Consider the following 13,584-nt stretch of genomic DNA (forward strand, 5'->3'; position numbering starts at 1 on the left):
CGGGATGAGTCATCCCAATGCTCCGGGACGAGGAGGTTCAGGGCTAGGGGTGCACCACGCCGGTTTCATAGGCGATCAGCACAGCCTGCACCCGGTCCCGGGCCTGCAGCTTCGCCAGAATGTGGCCCACATGGGTTTTCACTGTCGCTTCGGACAGGTAGAGGCTGCCGGCAATCTCGGGGTTGGACAGGCCTCGTGCGATCAGTCCGAAGACCTCCCGCTCACGCGCCGTCAGGGACTTGACCGACTCGGCGTTGGCGCCCGCAGCGGGGGAGGACCGGCGCAGCATCGGAGCCACATGATCCAGCAGCCGTCGGGTGGTGGAGGGAGCAATCACCGCGTCACCGCGATACACGGTGCGGATCGCCTCCAGCAGTTCCTCCGGCGGCGCATCCTTGAGCAGGAAGCCGCTCGCACCCGCCTGGATCGCGGCCAGTGCGTACTCGTCGAGATCAAAGGTGGTCAGAACCACAATCTTCGGACCGGTCCGTTCCGCCGCCCCGGTCAGGCGCGACGCCTGCTCCAGGATGCGGCGGGTTGCCTCGATGCCGTCCATTCCGGGCATCCGGACGTCCATCAGCACCACGTCGGCACTGGTGGCGTTCAACGCGGCCACCGCTTCGGTCCCGTTTCCCGCCTCGCACACGACGCGCAGGTCGGGCTGGGAATTGATCAGCATGGTGAAGCCGCTGCGGACCAGCCGCTGGTCATCCACGAGGGCCACCCGGATGACCGGTTCGCCGGTCAGCTGGTCATCCGTCAGCTGGCAATCCGTCACTGGGTTATCCGTCACTGGGTAGTTTGTCACTGTCATGCTTCCGTGTAGGGGATGAATGCGGCGATGCGGTATCCGCCGCCAGCAGGGGCGACGGCGGTCAGCTCCCCGTCGTAGAGTCCGAGCCGTTCCTGCATGCCCTTGATGCCCTGCCCTGCGCCCGCAGAGGTGGGATCGGCGCTGGCTCCGCGACCGTCGTCGTCAATGGTGAGGTTCAGGCCCCGCGGGGTCCAGGCCAGGGCGACGACGGCGCGAGCGTCGGGTCCCGCATGTTTCAGCACGTTGGTGAGGGACTCCTGGACCACGCGGTAGGCGGTCAGCTCGGCCCCGGCGGGGAGCTCACGTCGGCTGGTGCCGTCCACCGAGTAGGCGGTGGTCAGCCCGGCATGCTGGACCGTTTCGATCAGGGCCCGGACATCTGCGAGGGTCGGGAGCGGCCGCGTCGATGTTTCCTCATCGCCACGCAGGACGCCCAGCAGGCGGCGCATCTCCCGCAGTGAGGCCCTGCCGGTGTCGGCGATGGTGCCGAGTGTCGCTGGCGCCACCGTGGGGTCCTGCACGCTCGCGTATCTGGCGCCGTCGGCCTGGGTGATGATGACCGAGAGGGAGTGGGCCACGATGTCGTGCATCTCGCGGGCAATGTGACTGCGTTCGTCGGCGGCAGCCAGATCCCGTTCCTGCTGGCGCTCCACCTCAAGGCGTCGGGTGCGGTCTTCCAGGGCCTGCAGGGTGAGTCGGCGGTTGCGTGCCAGATCGCCGAATGCCCAGCACAGGAGAACCAGAGACTGGACCAGGACGGCGATCACGACGAACAGGGGAAGTGACGCGTCCCGCATCTCGAAGGGGCTGATTCCGAAGTAGGCGCTGTACCTGAGTAGACCGGCGAAACAGCCGACTGAAGCCACCGCAAGTCCGCCCAGGCTCGCCCAGCGGGGAGCGTAGGCAGCCAGGGCATAGAGGGCTATCAGCACCGCCGCCTGAGCTGGAACTGGCATCACATAGAAGATGAGTTGCAGCACCGAGACGGCCGCGATCAGTCCCGCAGCGTGGACGGGTCGGGACCGCCGCCAGACGAGGGGAAGAACCAGCCCGGCTGCGGCGAGCATTTCGAGCGGCACGGCGGAGGAGAGCAGGGTTGGCCCGACGAGGATCACCAGCAGCACCGCCGTAATCGCCAGGTCCACGCGGCCCGGGTGGGCGCGCAGCACACGAGCGAGACGGTGGTGGAGGTCCATGGGAGTCAACTCTAGGCGGTGCTAATCCCCCAGACATCAGTCCCTGGGTGGAGAACACCCGGCGGGGGAGCTGTCAGCGCATCTCACTAAGTGAGACGAGTTGTCCATCATATGAACCCTGAATAATCTGTTCCTATGAGCGAACCATCTTCAACAGTCCAGCTGGCAGTCATCCCGGGCGACGGAATCGGCCCCGAGGTCATCGCAGAAGCCGTCAAGGTACTCCACAGCGTCACCGCGAACCTCGACACCACCTTCGCCTTGACCGAATACCAGCTCGGTGCCGAACACTGGCTCGCATCAGGTGAGACCCTGCCCGATGAGACCCTCGCAAAGCTTCGCGAACACGACGCGATCCTCTTCGGTGCGGTCGGTGCTGCCCCGGGCGACACCCGCATCCCCTCGGGCATCATCGAACGCGAGATGCTGCTGAAGCTCCGGTTCTCCCTCGACCACTTCGTGAACCTGCGCCCCTCACGGCTCTACCCGGGCATCGCGAGCCCCCTCGCCGCACCCGGCGACATCGACTTCATTGTGGTCCGTGAAGGAACCGAGGGGCCCTACGCCGGTAACGGCGGCATTCTCCGCGGTGGCACCCCCCACGAAATTGCCACCGAAGTCTCCCTCAATACCGCCCACGGCGTGGAGCGGGTAGTCCGGGACGCGTTCCGCCGGGCCAATGACCGTCCCCGCCGCCACCTGACGCTCGTCCACAAGCACAATGTTCTTGTCTACTCAGGCCACCTGTGGCGCCGGACGGTCGAAGCGGTTGCCGCCGAATTCCCCGACGTCACCCACGATTACCTGCACGTTGACGCCGCCATGATCTTCCTGGTCACCGACCCGGCGCGGTTCGACGTCATCGTCACCGACAACCTCTTCGGCGACATCATCACCGACCTCGCCGCGGCGATCACCGGCGGAATCGGGCTGGCAGCCTCGGGCAACATCAACATGGACCGCACCGCCCCGTCCATGTTCGAACCGGTTCATGGGTCGGCGCCGGACATCGCCGGGCAGCAGAAGGCCGATCCCACGGCGGCCATCCTGTCCGTCGCTTTGATGCTCCGCCACCTCGGGTTCGACGACGCCGCCGCGCGGGTTGAGCGCGCAGTGGACGACGACGTCGCCTCCCGTACCGGTGCGCCCCGCACTACGGCCCAAATCGGCGATGCGATCGCCGCTCTGGTGTCCTAAGCTGGTTAACCATGACAGCCACCGACCTGGAATTTAGCCAGCACCCCTCTGCCAACCCCAAATCCGATCAGGAACGGGCCGAGATTCTCGCGGACCCCGGGTTCGGAAACCACTTCACCGATCACACGGTTGTGGTCGATTTCAAGGCGGACACCACCGGTGCCGGCGGCTGGGGCAACGCGCGTCTGGAAGCCTACGGGCCTATCGCACTGGACCCGGCGGCGGCAGTGCTGCACTACGGTCAGGAGATCTTCGAGGGCATGAAGGCCTACCGTCACGAGGACGGATCGGTCTGGACGTTCCGGGCGGACCAGAACGCTGCGCGGTTGAACCGCTCTGCAGCACGGCTGGCCCTGCCACAGCTGCCCGAGAACATCTTCCTCGAATCCCTCCGCCAGCTGGTGGCGGCGGACCAGAACTGGATCCCCACCCGCGAAGGGGAGAGCCTGTACCTGCGGCCCTTCATGATTGCCACCGAGGCATTCCTGGGGGTACGGCCGGCACGGGAAGTATCTTTCCGCGTCATTGCCTCACCGGCCGGAAACTACTTCGGTGGGGAACTGGCGCCGGTCGACATCTGGGTCTCACGCAACTACGCGCGCGCAGGGCGTGGCGGCACCGGCAACGCGAAGTGCGGTGGCAACTATGCCGCGTCCCTCGCAGCGCAGCTGGAGGCCGAGGCCCAGGGCTGCAAGCAGGTCCTGTTCCTGGACCAGTTCAATGACAACGCCGTCGAGGAACTCGGCGGAATGAACGTCTTCTTCGTGTTCAAGGACGGCTCACTGGTCACGCCTGCGCTATCCGGGACCATCCTCGAAGGTGTCACCCGCTCATCGGTGATCCAACTGGGCAAGGACCGTGGACTCACGGTCACCGAGCGGAAGATCACGCTCGATGAATGGCGTGATGGGGTGGCGTCCGGAGACATCACTGAAGTGTTTGCCTGCGGTACCGCCGCGGTTATCACCCCGATCGGTCAGCTGAAGGACGGTTCGGAAGTGATCGGTGCCCCTGATTCCAAGGCCGGTGCGGTCACCATGTCCATCAGGGAACAGCTGCTGGGCATCCAGACGGGTACTTCGCCTGACACCCACGGCTGGTTGACCCGCCTGGTCTAGCTCGCGACCATCCGATAGCCCCCACCCCGCAGCACGGGGGTGGGGGTCATTGTGGTGAGCCGGCCGCTAGGAGGCGAGCGGCAGCTTCGCTGAGGAACGCAGGAGGGCTGAGGTGTCCTCGACGGTCAACGGTTTACTGAAGTAGTAGCCCTGGCCCCCCACGCAGCCCATTTCCTTTAGCTTCTCGGCCTGCTCAAGGGTCTCGATTCCCTCAAACACTGCCTCCAGGCCCGCTGCCCGGATGAGTTGCAGAATCGCAGCAATGAAGCCGAACTGGATTGAACCGGTGGACAGCTCGCTGAGCAGTGAACGATCAACCTTCACCATGCTGACGGGAAGTTTCCGCAGGTAGCTGATCGATGAGTAACCGGTGCCGAAGTCGTCGATCTCGATGCACACGCCAAGCTGTTTCAGGCTCAGGAGCGAATACGTTTCCACCTCGCCGCCCGTTACCAGAGCTGTTTCGGTGATTTCCAGTACCAGCGCGACGGGCGGGATGTCGAACCGGCGCAATAGCCCCCGCACATAGTCCACCAGGTCGAGCTGCTGCAGTTCGACAGCCGAAAGGTTCAGGCGTAGCTGGAAATCGTCGTCGAGCTCCATTTCCGCGCGCCACAGCGAGTACTGGCGGATCGCCGAAGCCATCACCCACCGGTCCAGCTCGATCACCGCGCCGATTTCTTCGGCCAGCGGGATGAACTCATCCGGCATGATGAAACCGCGGGTGGGATGGTTCCAGCGAACCAGGGCTTCCAGGCCGAGCACCCGGCCGTCACGCAGGTCGACCACCGGCTGGTAGTGAAGGCTCAGCTGATCCGACCGGATGGCGTCGCGGAGCTCGGAGGCAATCTGGCTTCTGAGCTGCCGCTGCAACAACATCACCGGTTCGAAGACCTTGATGGTGCTGCGGCCCTCCCGCTTGGCCACGTACATGGCGGTGTCCGCGTCCAGCAGGATGCTCTCGGGACTCTGGCCAGGCTCGGCCAGCCTGACCCCGATGCTGGCACGGGAAAAGACATGCAGTTCGTCCAGCGAGATGCGGTCGCCCAGGGCGGCAAGAGCGCGGTTGGCGATCCGGAGCGCGATTTCCAGGGTCGCCTCGGGGACCAGGATGGCAAATTCGTCCCCGCCCAGGCGGGCGACGGTATCGGTGTCCCGGATGACGCCGACCAGACGGTTGGCGACCTCCTGCAGAACCCGGTCGCCGGCGTCGTGCCCAAAACTGTCATTGACGTCCTTGAAGGAGTCGAGGTCCAGCAGGATCAGGGCCGGCGGCGTGGCATCACCATCGGCCGCCAGCTCATCCTCCAGTTTGGCGAGGAGTGCAATCCGGTTATCCAGCTGCGTCAGCGCGTCAGTCATGGCCATGGCGCGCATGTCCAGGTGCGCCTGGTGGAGCATCGCAGTGCGGCTCTCCACCCGATCCTCGAAGTCACGGTGCACCAGTTCAAGCTCTTCGGCGAGCAGGTTGAAGCCGGTGATAACGGCGTCGACGTCGTCCCGCGCCGCGGAGGGCTCCATCCGGGTGCTGAGATCGCCGCGGGAGAGCCGAACGATCCCATCGACCAGCATGGCCAGTCGGGGATCGGTTTCATTGTCAGGCATGCGGGCAACTACCTAACCAGGCCATTGCCTCGGACTCAGTGGTGAAAAAACGGGTGGGGCAGGGCGGCGGGTCACCGCCCAATAAAAAGTTGGCCATAACGCGGTCCACGGGGGAGGCACCCAGCACGGCTATCGCCGAGGAAGTGCGGGAGCTGGTGAAGACTGCCCGTGCATCGCGGCTGATCGACCCGACCCCCGAGATCTCCAGCAGCACCGGTCGTAGACTGCCATTGGCGATCGACCGCGCGCGCGCAGCGTGCGTTTCAGCGATCTCACCGGTGATGTCCACGCCCTTCGGCATGACCAGCCGGATGACGTTGCCCGGGTGGCCTTCGCCTGATTGATCGCTCTGCACATTGATAGCCGACATGTTCCCCTTCACTTCGACTGCGACTGCCCTCCAACCAGGTAGGTAGCGGATTGACGGCTACCTCGAAGAAATGCGTCGGCGGCGGTCGTTTGATCCCCGGAGGTCACGGTTGAGGCGGCGGTCTCCGTGGTACAGGATGGAGGACCAATCTGCTTCTTCAGGTGACTTTTCAATAACCGGTGACTTCGTCTCGCGCTTCTTGCGAGGCGGTACGTAGAGCCAGTTTAGGACGCCGAGAACCATGTCCACAATTGAATTGTTTACCCCAATGTAGGCGCGAATTGCTCCAGCCGCCAGCACCGCGTTCAAAGCAGCGAATGCAGCGTTGCCCCAGTTCCCCTGCTGCACATCGCGCCACAGGGTCAGGAGGGAGAACGCGACAATCGCGTAGGGGATGAACACGTAGAGGGCAGGGGCGGCGGTGCGGTCCTTGACCTTGGGCGTGCGAACAAACGGGATCTTCTCGCCGGTGAACGCCTGCTGGATGGATTTCAGGACCCCGGCCAGGTTCACCGGAAGCAGCACAATATTGAAACCATAGATCCTGAAGATGTCGCTGAAGCGGTGCCCGCAATCGCGGAGATCGCTACCCATCGCGAGGAAGTACGGCATGGCGGTCATGAAGACCAGTGGACTGAGGAGCCTGCTGTCGTAGGGGTACCCCAGGAGGAACAGCAGGCCGAAGCTCGCCCAGGCGATTGACGCCATGTAGTTGACCCGGAGCAGTACCTCGCGGACCAGGATCCGGTCCCGGCGGTAGCGCCGGTCCTGCAGCTGGTTCCACAGCTTCGGAAGGATCAGCAGCCCGCCGTTGGCCCAGCGGCGTCGTTGGACCACCAGGGAGCCAAAATCCGGGGGAGTCGCGCTGTAGCTAAGGCGCTCTGGGTAGTTGACCAGCGTCCACCCGTGGGCACCGAGGTCAACACTGGACTCGGTGTCCTCGATGACGGTGCGGTCCTGGATGTAGGTGTGGATCTCGAACCCGCCAACATCCTCGACTTCGAGAATGTCCATCAGCGCTTCCTTGCGGATCACGGCGTTGGCACCCACCCAGAAGGTGGCGCCGTAGTAGGACATGCCCTGGTGCAGGATGTGCTGGATGTCGGTGGTCGCGCCGGCGACTCGTTCAATTCGGGTCGGGGCTCCGCGGAAGGAGGAGTAGGGGGTCTGCGTTACTGCGACCCGCTCGTTTCCGGGGGATTCCAGCAGGTAGACCAGACGCAGGCAGTAGTCCCGGAGAAGTAGCGAATCCGCGTCGAGCGTCAGGAGGTACGTGGAGTCTGGTACGTCCAGATCCACCTGGGCGGGGCCTTCGGCGGGGCGCAGGATGGTTCCGCTCGGGGACTCCTCGCGGTGCCACCGCTTCCCCATCAGGGAAATGTAGGAGTTGAGGTTCATCGCTTTGTTGGCTTCGTGGGACAACGAGGCGAACATCTTGCGTTCGAACGTTTCCAGCCGGGCGGTGAAGATGCGGCACAGCCGGAGGTACAGCTCAGTGACCCGGTCTTCGTTGGGCTGCTCGCCCTGCGCACGCGCTGCGGTGAGGCCGAGCACCGTCAGGCGGAGCTCCCGGGCGAGGCCCATCAGCACCAGGTCGACGAAGAACTCATCCACGTGGTCTTCAACCCGCTCGAGGGCCGCCATGTCTTCCAGCCAGGTGGCCGCTGCAATGTACTCGTTGGTGAGGACTTCGAGTTCGTCCACTCCGGTTGGGCCCGGCGACATAAGTCGTTCACGGTAGCTGGTCAACGCGTCGTTGAAACGGGTGGAGGGCTCAAGCAACTGGGACTCGATGCCCTCAGACAGCTCGCGGGTGATTTTCAGGCGTTCGGCCACCACCGGATCGGTGGGGTGCGGGGGGTCATCGAGGAGCAGGACAACGCGTAGGTCGGGAAACTCCTGGAGCGCAGCCGACCAGAGGGTTGCCCGCACCACCTGTGGCTCTTCGGCGTAGGACGGCACCAGGACGGTGATGCCCTCGTCGTAGTGGGCGAAGTGGCGGTCAAGCTCGCCGCGCGGCACCCGCTTGTGGTCCCGGAACCGGTACAGGGCACCCTGGCGTGCCACCAGGTACAGCAGGGCGGAGAAGGTGAGGAAGGTGACGACAATCAGGTACGACACCGCTTCGAACTGGAAGCGGAAGCCGGCGGTGGGGTTGTCGATGAGCTGTCGCAGGATGGTGGTGACAACGTAGGAGCCCCACCCAACCATGGTGGCCACAATGGCCAGGCGGCCTAGCGCGATCTTTCGACGCGACGGCGTGGGGTGGACGATGGAGAGCGGCTCGGACCGCTTCTCTGCGCCCACTGGCGCTTGCGCGCGGCCGGGACTGATTCTTTACTTTGTTGCTCAGAGGCAGCAGCCACTTTGTGATCCTTCATCTCGCTCCCCAGCGACTCGATTGCAGGATCGGACTTTGCCGCTCCCATCGCAGATGCTTTCGCCTTTCCACCCGACGAGTGGGATGATCTACGATCATTGAGCGACTCCACGCAGCGGCGGTGCGCCGGATGCAGTCGTCCTATGACGGTGCAACACTAGCACTACGATTCGACACTATAGTGTGTTAGTGACGTAACAGTTTATATTTCAACTTTCCCTCGGTTGGCGGGGGCCACGACCCTGGGGAGAACACATTGTCAAGGCACTTTCCGGGTCGGAAACTCTCGTTTGTTCGACTCGTGCTGGTGATCGGTGTCGTGGCAGCGGTGGTTGCCGGATCCGTCACCGGCTGGAGCCGGTTTGAGGACGCCCGGGCCGCCGAAGATAGCGGCTCCTGGTTCGCCGGCTACGTCGATGCGACTGCCACTCCGTTTTACGCCTTTGAACGCCCGCAGACCGAAGAGGGCGGCAGTATCGTTCTGTCGTTCGTCGTTGCCGACCCGGAAAGTCCCTGTGAACCATCCTGGGGTGCGGCGTACTCCTTTGATGAAGCCGAATCCACCATGGACCTGGATCGTCGGATCGCCCGTCTGCTGCAGAGCGGCGGGGAAGTAGCAGTGTCCTTCGGTGGTCTGCTCAATGACGAGCTGGCTACCTCCTGCACCGACGTCAACGATCTGAAAGATGCCTACGCCTCAGTGGTCGAGCGGTACAATCTCTCCACGATTGACCTCGACGTCGAGGGCGAAAACCTCCTCGACACCGAAGCAGGGGAGCGGCGGGCTGAGGCTATCGCGCTGCTGCAGCAGGAACGGTTGGCGGCCGATGAGCCCCTGAACGTCTGGCTGACATTACCGGTTGCTCCGACGGGCCTGACCGAGCCGGGGACCACCGCAGTCACCCAAATGCTCGAAGGCGAAGTGGACCTCGCCGGGGTGAACATCATGACCATGGACTTCGGTGAAAGCCGGCCCGAAACCATGAGCATGCTTGAAGCGTCGATTGCCGCCGCCGAAGCCACCCACTCACAGCTGTCCACTCTGTACAGCCGCGCTGATCTGCCACTTGGTCCGCAGGCGCTCTGGACCAAGCTCGGCCTCACCCCGATGATCGGACAGAACGACGTCGTCAGCGAGGTGTTCTCGCTCGATCACGCTGCGGGTCTGAACGCCTTCGCCGTCGAAAAGGGTATTGGCCGGATGTCCATGTGGTCCCTGAACCGTGATGCCACCTGCAGCGACAACTACGCCGACGTGACTGTGGTCTCGGTTGGGTGCAGCGGAATTGACCAGGACGGCCAGAGCTTCGCGCAGCTCCTGGGTCAGGAGTTCGAGGGAACTTCCGAGACCATTGCCACCACTTCGGCCTCGCCCGAACCCACTCCGGAACTGGTCGAGGACAATCCCGAGACCAGCCCGTACCCCATCTGGTCCGAGGACGCCACCTACGTGGCTGAGCAGCGAGTGGTCTGGCATGGCAACGTGTATGTGGCCAAGTGGTGGAACGAAGATTCCACACCGGACAACCCAGTGCTGCGAGCCGATGAGACGCCGTGGACGCTGATCGGGCCAGTTCTGCCGGGTGAGAAACCAGTCTCCGCGCCAACCGTTCCCGCCGGAACCGTCGACGAATGGGATCCGGAAGAGGTGTATGAGAGCGGTGATCTCGTCAAGCTCGATAATCACGTGTTCGAATGCAAGTGGTGGAGCCAGGGCGACAGCCCGGAAGCTGCCCTGCAGGGTTCGGCTGGATCTCCGTGGGATCGGCTGTCAAACGACGACGTCATTGAGCTCCTCGAGGGTCTTGAGGATGAAGACGCCTCAGGGCCCACCCGGTCGGCAACACCCACCCCGACGGCAACTCGCAGCGAGTCCCCGTAAGGGCTGAAGCCTGGCTCTTATGTAGTGGTTGATTCGGGCTGCATGAGGGATTCGATCAATTCTGCGACGTGCGCCGCCCGATCGTGGGCTCCTGACTGGATGAAGTTCGCTTTGGCGGCGTCGAGGTAGTTCATTGCCTCAATGTCGTCGCCGCGCCCGGCCAGCGCACGTCCGAGCAACAAATTTGCTTCACCGGCAGTCTGCGAAGCCAGGATGGTGCTGTCGGCACAGATCGGTTTGAGGCGCTTGACTGCCGCGTTGAGCTGGCCCGTAAGTACCAGCCAGTGAGCCCGGGTCAGGGACAGCTCCAGCTGGTCACGGTCGTTACCGCCCACAATTGAGCTGGCGGTCTCAGCGCGTTCGATGCACTCGAGAGTTTCAGCGTCAACGACGCCGGCCGCCAGCCTGAGTGCAGCGGATGCTCGATTGAACCGGGCCCACAGGTCGAGGTCATTATTTGGCGAGAGGTTGCCCGCAGCCAACGAGTGGAATTTTGTGCCGTCCGCCACCTCGTGCCGCATGAAAGCTACGTTGCCGATAGCCCAGTGTGCTTTCCCCGCGGTCTGGGACCGCATCTCGGTGGAGAGCAGTACCGACAGAGCGAGGCACTGGGCCCAGGCCTCATCCAGCCTGTCGCTCTCGGCGAGCGAGGCAATCAGGGCCTGATGGGCTTCGACGCGCAGTTCAGGAGCATCGACCGCGCCGGTTGCCACTTCTACCGCGGCTGCGGCTTGGCGTACAGCTTCGGGGAGTTGCCCCAACCCCTGAAGCCCGACAGCAAGCAGGGTAAGCACCCGGACCGCCAGGGACGGCGATTGGCTGGTCAGGGGATGGTCGCGCAATTGTTGCGCCACCAACACTGATTCCTGGACTGCGCCTTCTTCACGCAAACACTCGGCTTGCAGGAAGGCCATGTTCCACCATGCCACCTCGTTGTTGTCCTCACGCGCGAGATCAACGGCCTGGCCTGCGATGACGCGGGCTCTCTCATAGTCCCGCTGGCTCCATGCTTCTCTGGCCCGCAGCTCGTACAACAGCTGGTCGCCGGGCTGATTTGTTGCCATGGGTTGGTAGCCCCTTCGTGCAGTTTTTAGTGGACCTCGCGTCGTTCGGCAGAGTCCACTTGTTGAGAGGGGACCCGACTGCCTAAGTTTAGGGGATATTCGGCGGGTAATGCTCCCAAAAGTTCATCTTTCCAAACGCTTGGTTTTTTGTTTTTAGTTCGTATACTGATAAAACTGCGTGAGGTTCGGTGCCTCACGCTTTCTCATATAAGCAAAGGACTCTCGTATGAAAAGACTATTTGCCTCGCTCATGGTTGTATCAGTGCTCACAATCGGCGGTGTCTCCACAGCGACCGCTGCTGACGCCTCGACCGGGTTCCAGAGCACCATCACCAAAATTGGAAACTGGCCTCACATTGGAAACTGGCCTCACTAAGCTCCGATGATGACATTTAGCGCATTAACGCGCTGAATGTTTGCCGGATGACCGTGAACTTGCCCACTGGGGACAGGTTCACGGTCATTTGCTTGTCCGGGGCAATTCACTGTGGAATTACTACCCGCTGAGCGCCTGATTCCTGCACAGGCGCTCAGGTCACGGTAACGTGGGATTCATGCGTATAGCCCGATTTGTCGTTGACAGTGACCCAGCATTCGGAGTGGTTGAAGGAGAGGAAGGCCAGGAAGAGATCGCAGTCATGGCTGGCGACCCCTTCTACTCAGGTGTACAACTCACCGGCGTCCGCCACCAGTTGGCTGATGTCCGTCTGCTCGCCCCGGTAATCCCGCGCAGCAAGATCGTGGGGATCGGCCGCAACTACGCGGAGCATGCCAAGGAACTCGGCAACGCGGTTCCGCCAGCACCACTGATGTTCTTCAAGCCCAACACCTCAGTCATCGGCCCCGGCGATCCAATTGCGCTGCCGGCCTTCTCCGACGAAATCTCCTTCGAATCCGAGCTTGCCGTCGTGATCGGGCGGATCTGCAAGGACGTGCCGCTGGATCGGGTGGACGAAGTGGTCTTCGGCTACACCTGCGCCAACGACCTCACCGCCAGAGACGCCCAGAAAACCGACAACCAGTGGGCGCGCGCCAAGGGTTTCGACACCTCCTGCCCCGTTGGGCCCTGGATCGAAACAGCCCTGGACACCGAGAATCTGCGGGTCAGCGGCCGGCTCGACGGCGAACTCAAGCAGGACGGCTCAACCAGCCAGATGATCTGGGGGGTACGGGAACTGGTGTCTTACGTATCCCAGGCCTTCACGCTTCTGCCAGGTGACCTGATCCTGACCGGGACACCAGCCGGCGTCGGGCTCATTAGTGAAGGCCAGACCTACGAAGTCGAGATCGAGGGTATCGGGCGGTTGTCCAACCCGGCGCGTCGCTGACCATGAGGCGGGTGCCGCGGGGTCCGGTGGAAAAGGGGAGCCCGAGCGCTGAGCGCCGCCGGCTGGGGCGCTACCTTGCCATCGCGGCCTGTGCATTGCCGCTGGTGTTGGCCCGTGCGGCCTCCATCGGTGGTGCGCCCCAGATGTGGATCTCCGCTCTCGCAGCGCTGGGGTTCGGTGCAGCCGCCGTCTTGCCCATTCGCTATTTCCGGCCAAAGACACCGCTTCGGGTTCAGCTCGGTGTCGGCGCCCTTGTTGCGGTGCTGATCTTCGGCGCCTGGTGGTTCGTCGCCGGCTAGCGCTTCGCTCGGGGTCGGGGACCAAAGCCCCGTAGACTTGGACCCATCATGATTAATGCTGCTGAGATCCCCCTTGTCACCGATCAGACCCCTGTGCGTGTGCGGTTTTGCCCGTCACCCACTGGAACCCCGCACGTCGGACTGATCCGCACTGCCCTGTTCAACTGGGCGTACGCCCGTCACACCGGGGGCACCATGGTGTTCCGGATCGAGGACACTGACGCGGCCCGCGACAGCGAGGAAAGTTACACCCAGTTGCTGGATGCCCTGAAGTGGCTCGGCATTGACTGGGACGAGGGCGTCGAGGTGGGTGGACCCCACGCCCCTTACC

At 63.4% G+C, this 13,584-nt stretch carries 12 protein-coding genes; 6 read left to right on the forward strand and 6 right to left on the reverse strand.

The window, feature by feature from the left end; genetic code table 11:
* Positions 1-43 precede the first annotated feature (43 nt).
* Together DDA93_RS14130 and DDA93_RS14135 are read right to left on the reverse strand one after the other, a co-directional pair.
* Positions 44-724: a response regulator transcription factor gene (locus DDA93_RS14130; RefSeq protein WP_024476088.1), complete on the reverse strand. Its 681-nt coding sequence runs from the start codon at positions 722-724 to the stop codon at positions 44-46.
* A gap of 86 nt (positions 725-810) precedes the next feature.
* Entirely contained in the window at positions 811-2,010 is a 1,200-nt protein-coding gene (locus tag DDA93_RS14135) for a histidine kinase (protein ID WP_116779127.1), read from the reverse strand.
* Positions 2,011-2,145: 135 nt separating this feature from the next.
* On the opposite strand from DDA93_RS14135, the gene DDA93_RS14140 reads away from it, so the two are divergent.
* On the forward strand, positions 2,146-3,207 hold the full coding sequence (locus DDA93_RS14140) for a 3-isopropylmalate dehydrogenase (RefSeq protein ID WP_019483037.1): 1,062 nt from the start codon (positions 2,146-2,148) through the stop codon (positions 3,205-3,207).
* 11 nt (positions 3,208-3,218) lie between these two features.
* The gene (locus DDA93_RS14145; protein WP_024476091.1) at positions 3,219-4,325 is read left to right on the forward strand and encodes a branched-chain amino acid aminotransferase; all 1,107 of its coding nucleotides are present in this window, start codon (positions 3,219-3,221) and stop codon (positions 4,323-4,325) included.
* Between the two features lie 66 nt (positions 4,326-4,391).
* On the opposite strand, the gene DDA93_RS14150 is transcribed toward DDA93_RS14145, so the two are convergent.
* The 3 genes from DDA93_RS14150 to DDA93_RS14160 are packed head-to-tail and all read right to left on the reverse strand — an operon-like array spanning position 4,392 to position 8,607.
* Positions 4,392-5,930 (reverse strand): EAL domain-containing protein, encoded by a 1,539-nt coding sequence (locus DDA93_RS14150; RefSeq protein WP_019483035.1) that lies wholly within the window; start codon positions 5,928-5,930, stop codon positions 4,392-4,394.
* A complete protein-coding gene (locus DDA93_RS14155) occupies positions 5,923-6,300 on the reverse strand; it encodes an STAS/SEC14 domain-containing protein (RefSeq protein ID WP_019483034.1) in 378 nt (125 codons plus the stop codon). The genes DDA93_RS14150 and DDA93_RS14155 overlap by 8 nt, the downstream gene beginning before the upstream one ends.
* Positions 6,301-6,357: 57 nt before the next feature.
* Positions 6,358-8,607, reverse strand: coding sequence for a glycosyltransferase family 2 protein (locus tag DDA93_RS14160; RefSeq protein WP_243400651.1), 2,250 nt, complete (start codon positions 8,605-8,607; stop codon positions 6,358-6,360).
* A gap of 329 nt (positions 8,608-8,936) precedes the next feature.
* On the opposite strand from DDA93_RS14160, the gene DDA93_RS14165 reads away from it, so the two are divergent.
* Positions 8,937-10,562, forward strand: a complete 1,626-nt coding sequence (locus tag DDA93_RS14165) for a carbohydrate-binding protein (RefSeq protein WP_050994947.1) — start codon at positions 8,937-8,939, stop codon at positions 10,560-10,562.
* 17 nt (positions 10,563-10,579) lie between these two features.
* Here the strand turns inward: DDA93_RS14165 and DDA93_RS14170 are convergent, their stop codons facing one another.
* Positions 10,580-11,626, reverse strand: a complete 1,047-nt coding sequence (locus tag DDA93_RS14170; RefSeq protein ID WP_116779128.1) for a hypothetical protein — start codon at positions 11,624-11,626, stop codon at positions 10,580-10,582.
* A gap of 554 nt (positions 11,627-12,180) precedes the next feature.
* Here DDA93_RS14170 and DDA93_RS14175 point away from each other — a divergent pair.
* From DDA93_RS14175 to DDA93_RS14185, 3 genes are all read left to right on the forward strand, one after another.
* Complete coding sequence (locus DDA93_RS14175) at positions 12,181-12,954, forward strand: fumarylacetoacetate hydrolase family protein (RefSeq protein WP_116779129.1); 774 nt, start codon at positions 12,181-12,183, stop codon at positions 12,952-12,954.
* Between the two features lie 11 nt (positions 12,955-12,965).
* A complete protein-coding gene (locus DDA93_RS14180) occupies positions 12,966-13,253 on the forward strand; it encodes a hypothetical protein (RefSeq protein ID WP_133185544.1) in 288 nt (95 codons plus the stop codon).
* A 48-nt stretch (positions 13,254-13,301) separates the two neighbouring features.
* A partial coding sequence (locus DDA93_RS14185) for a glutamate--tRNA ligase family protein (protein WP_243400653.1) occupies positions 13,302-13,584 on the forward strand: 283 nt, incomplete at its 3' end.

The sequence above is a fragment of the Arthrobacter sp. Bz4 genome (genome assembly GCF_003075455.1).
Classification (GTDB): domain Bacteria; phylum Actinomycetota; class Actinomycetes; order Actinomycetales; family Micrococcaceae; genus Arthrobacter_D.

Coding starts and splice junctions, on each gene's coding strand:
- DDA93_RS14135 (WP_116779127.1), bottom strand. CDS start 2,010: ATGGACCTCCACCACCGTCTCGCTCGTGTGCTGCGCGCCCACCCGGGC.
- DDA93_RS14140 (WP_019483037.1), top strand. CDS start 2,146: ATGAGCGAACCATCTTCAACAGTCCAGCTGGCAGTCATCCCGGGCGAC.
- DDA93_RS14145 (WP_024476091.1), top strand. CDS start 3,219: ATGACAGCCACCGACCTGGAATTTAGCCAGCACCCCTCTGCCAACCCC.
- DDA93_RS14150 (WP_019483035.1), bottom strand. CDS start 5,930: ATGCCTGACAATGAAACCGATCCCCGACTGGCCATGCTGGTCGATGGG.
- DDA93_RS14155 (WP_019483034.1), bottom strand. CDS start 6,300: ATGTCGGCTATCAATGTGCAGAGCGATCAATCAGGCGAAGGCCACCCG.
- DDA93_RS14170 (WP_116779128.1), bottom strand. CDS start 11,626: ATGGCAACAAATCAGCCCGGCGACCAGCTGTTGTACGAGCTGCGGGCC.
- DDA93_RS14175 (WP_116779129.1), top strand. CDS start 12,181: ATGCGTATAGCCCGATTTGTCGTTGACAGTGACCCAGCATTCGGAGTG.